The 1,577-nt window shown below is 34.0% G+C and carries 1 protein-coding gene and 2 pseudogenes; all 3 read left to right on the forward strand.

The annotated features are described in order from the left end of the window. Positions 1-198 precede the first annotated feature (198 nt). Positions 199-310 (forward strand): annotated as a pseudogene (locus ACFIJJ_RS09705) (TrwH protein). Then, positions 307-1,203: a type IV secretion system protein gene (locus ACFIJJ_RS09710; RefSeq protein ID WP_375646797.1), complete on the forward strand. Its 897-nt coding sequence runs from the start codon at positions 307-309 to the stop codon at positions 1,201-1,203. Before ACFIJJ_RS09705 ends, ACFIJJ_RS09710 begins: the two are co-directional and overlap by 4 nt. A 183-nt stretch (positions 1,204-1,386) precedes the next feature. Further along, positions 1,387-1,577, forward strand: a pseudogene (locus tag ACFIJJ_RS09715) (trwi protein); the annotation flags it as partial.

A 1,577-nucleotide genomic window follows, 5' to 3' on the forward strand; every position in this document is an offset into this window, starting at 1 on the left:
CAAGCATTGCCAATTCTCTCGCAAAAGGCATTACATTCGGACATCTATGGAGACAGAGAAATTAGAGGATATAAAAAAGTAAAATAATTACACACAACGTACTTTACTTTATGTTCAAAATAATAATAATGACAATAAATATTAGGATGCATATAACTGTAAAAAGAGTCATATTAAAATGAAGTCGGTCATTTTGTAATTTTGATTGCAAACATTTTGTCGGCTTGTGCATTAGCACCAAAGCTAAAACAGCCAAATGATAGGAACCGGGTGCCTAATCCCTGCCGAAATTAAGCGAGGAGACAGATGAAAAAGCGATTTATTATAACAGGAATGATCACCCTTTTGGGAATGATAAATTTGGCACATGCAGATAACACACTGTCGTATGATAGAAATCAAAGAAGAAGTATCACATCAAAAGGAGGAGTTCAGGTATGGGAATATCCTGGCTATGTAGAATCAACACACACTAGAAATTTTAAAATTATTAAACGTATTAAGAAACCTAAAGTTAAAAAAAATCCAAAACAGTCTGGAAAGTCGCAACCTGCTTCATCGCTACAACCTGCTCTACCAGCTCCACCGACACCTACTCCACCTGTAGAATATCTGGAGCTTATTAATCTATTAAAAAAAGGAGAAATTATTGAGCTCTTAACAAAACAGTTTGCGTTGAAAAAAGAACAACTTTCGCAAACAGAAACAACCTATCAAGCTATAACAAATAGTCAGAAAACTGGATCTAAAACAATAGACTTTTCTAGTTTTTTTCTCAAAGATCCAGAATCGCTCTATAAGAAAGATAAACTTTCAAGGGAATCATATCAAAAGGTATTAGAGGAAGAAAACAAAATTTCTGGGTCTTTTGATAAAATGGGCAAAGCTATTTCGGGGCGTTTACAATTTGCATCGATACTAGATAAAGCTGTAAGTTTAGAAACTTTTGAAGACGTAGAAAATCGTTTTAAATACCTCAAACATCTATTAGATGAAATTCAAACAAAAACAAACCTGAAAGATACTGCAGATCTTCAAGCACATATCGATGGTTCATTAGCCATGATCCAAAATGAATCTATAAAGATGGAAATGGTAGCACATTTACGTAACGCTGAGCAATCACTTATCAAAAGAAAAAGACGCGAACTTGATATGAAAATTTTTGACCATGAAAAACAAGGGATGCCTATCATACGGTGAAAACAAAAGCTAATGTAGAAGGTTCAGTACTATCTGAACAATTCAGAGAGGCACAAAGATTTTATCAAAGCCAAGATATCGTGGTGAAACCACTTAGGTAATATATAAATGCAAATGAAGCGTTTAGCATATATCTATGTTTTAAGGTGATAAAAAGTTGAAAATTTGTTAAAGAGGAATTCCATGAACTTTACAGTGTTCACGCAACTTTTCAATAAAATTGATCAGATAACAAAAACATATGTTACGGATATTTCCTCAAAAACAATAGCTACAATCACACCCTTTGTTTCAATCGGTCTCACAATCGCTTTCATCATCTATGGTTGGCTCATCATTCGTGGCGCTATAGATATGCCTCTCTCCGAATTTGT

The sequence above is a fragment of the Bartonella sp. TT29SHDZB genome, assembly GCF_042193395.1.
GTDB lineage: Bacteria > Pseudomonadota > Alphaproteobacteria > Rhizobiales > Rhizobiaceae > Bartonella.